Origin of the sequence: Spirillospora sp. NPDC049652 (assembly GCF_040675125.1) — a bacterium.
GTDB lineage: Bacteria > Actinomycetota > Actinomycetes > Streptosporangiales > Streptosporangiaceae > Spirillospora.
Window position 1 is genome coordinate 1 of record NZ_JBFAOF010001099.1, and the last position, 2,170, is coordinate 2,170.

Consider the following 2,170-nt stretch of genomic DNA (forward strand, 5'->3'; position numbering starts at 1 on the left):
GTGCGGCCTGGTCGGAGCGCTGGCGGTGCTCGCGGCGGCCCTGGTGTCGCAGATCCATCCGAGCGCGCCGTACCACGCGCTCGCCGCCGACTGCGACCGCGACGACCTGGTGATCGCGGGCGGGACGGACGAGAGCCTGAAGGCGCAGCGCCGGGCGCTGGTCAAGCAGTGGAACGCCTCGTCCTACCAGGACGGGCGGCCGCACCGGCACGCGCGCCTGGTCGAGGTGTCGGACTCGACCGACCTGCAGCACAGCCAGCTCGCGGCGGTCGAGCAGTCCGGCGGCTGCGCCTACGACGTGCTGATCATGGACAACACCTGGACGGCGCAGTTCGCCGAGGCCGGATACCTGAAGGAGCTGCACGACCTGCCCCACCCGGCCGACTTCATCCCCGCCGCGCTGCGCACCGGCCAGTGGCACGGCACGCAGTACGCCGTCCCCTTCAACCTGGACGTGGGCCTGCTCTACTACCGGGAGGGCACGACACCCCCGGCGACCTGGTCCGACCTGCTCGCACAGGGCTACGACGCGCAGCTCGCCGACTTCGAGGGGCTGACCGTCAACGTCCTGGAGGACGTGTGGAACGACGGCGCCCACGACGTCCTCACCGGTGACTCGCGCGCGGACGAGAAGGCCCTCAGCAGCCGCGTGTTCCCGGCGATCCGCCGCCTCACCGCCCGGGTGCAGGGTCCGCTCAAGGCGTCCCGCCAGTACCAGGAGCAGGACGCCATCAACGCCTTCGCCGACGGTGACAAGCTGATGCGCAACTGGCCCCGCGCGTTCTCGTCGCTGGCCACCGAACCCCGGATGCGGGTGAGCGACGACAAGCTGCGGTTCCATGTGGCGCCGCTTCCCGGGCACACGGTGCTCGGCGGGCAGAACCTCGGGGTCTCGGCCCACTCGCCCAATCCGGGCCCGAGCGCCGACCTGGTGCGGTTCCTGTCCGGGACGGCCGCCCAGCGCCAGCTGTTCTCCTGCGGCGGGTTCGCGCCCGCCCGCTACTCGGCGCTCGGCCTGTCCCCCGCCAAGCACGCGCCGGACAACGTCCAGGCGCGCACGTGCTCGGACGTGATGGGCCGCCCGCCCACGCCCGGCGATCCGGACCTGCCGAACCAGCAGCAGCTCACCGAGCTCGGCCGGGCCGTCGTGACGGCCCTCGGGCGGGCGCTGCCGCGGCCGGTGACCGAGCACTACCCGGTCTTCTCCGCGACGTTCCGGGAGTGCGCGAACAAGATCTTCGACGGCACGGCGGGCAACGCCGACACGTTCGCCCACGACGTGGCCGAGGCCCTCAAGGGACGCCCGTCCGCCTGCTAGCGGGGACCGCCCGCCGGCGGCCTCCACCCGCCTGTGGAGCCCGGCCCCTCAGCAGAGCAGCGCGGCGCGGGCCATGGTGTGGAGCAGCTCGGCCATGGCGGCCCGGTCGAGGCCCGTCGCGCTGTGCGGCGTGGAGTTGAGCAGGCCGAAGCAGGCGTGCACGGCGGCCCGGACGCGCTGCTCCGGCTCGTCCGGGCGCAGCCGGCGCAGGACGGCGACCCACTCCTCGACGTAGGCCCGCTGGACGCGCCGGACCTGGTGGCGCTGCGGCTCGGGCACGTTGTCGAGTTCGCGCTCGTGCACGGTGATCAGCGCTGGGTTGTCGAGCGAGAACGAGATGTGCCAGTCGAGCAGGGCGTCGAGGGCGGCGGAGGGGTCGCGCGCCGCGGCGCGCCGGGCGCCCTCGTCGCGCAGCCGCTCGCTGATGTCGACGAGCATCTCGGCGAGGACGGCCTCCTTGCCGCGGAAGTGCCGGTAGAGGGCCGGGCCGGTGAGCCCGAGCGCGCCGCCCAGGTCGCCGATGGACGTGCCGTGGAAGCCGCGCCGGGCGAACAGCTCGGCGGCCGCCGCGAGGATCTCCGCCCTGCGCGGGCTGGCCGTGCGCACGTCGGTCATGATGGGAGTGTAGACGAGGCTTGTTAATGAGCGTTAACATCGCACTTGTTAACGAGCATTAACTGTCGACGAGGGCGGGTGATGACCGGGTGAGCGGGAGCGGAACCGGGCCTGTGCTGGGGACGCGCGCCGATCCGGCGGGCGAGGCCTTCAAGGCCAACGCCGCGCACAACGAGGCCCTGGCCGCCGAGCTGCGCGACCGGCTGGACGCGGCCGCGCGGGGCGGGCCGGAGCGGG

2 protein-coding genes are annotated in these 2,170 nt (G+C 73.5%); one reads left to right on the plus strand and one right to left on the minus strand.

What is annotated here, in order from left to right; genetic code table 11:
- A partial coding sequence (locus AB0J52_RS37365) for an extracellular solute-binding protein (RefSeq protein WP_500187678.1) occupies positions 1 to 1,318 on the plus strand: 1,318 nt, incomplete at its 5' end.
- A gap of 48 nt (positions 1,319 to 1,366) precedes the next feature.
- On the opposite strand, the gene AB0J52_RS37370 is transcribed toward AB0J52_RS37365, so the two are convergent.
- Positions 1,367 to 1,933 carry an SACE_7040 family transcriptional regulator gene (locus AB0J52_RS37370; protein ID WP_500187680.1) on the minus strand — a complete coding sequence of 189 codons (567 nt, stop codon included), beginning with the start codon at positions 1,931 to 1,933 and terminating at the stop codon, positions 1,367 to 1,369.
- Between the last annotated feature and the right edge of the window lie 237 nt (positions 1,934 to 2,170).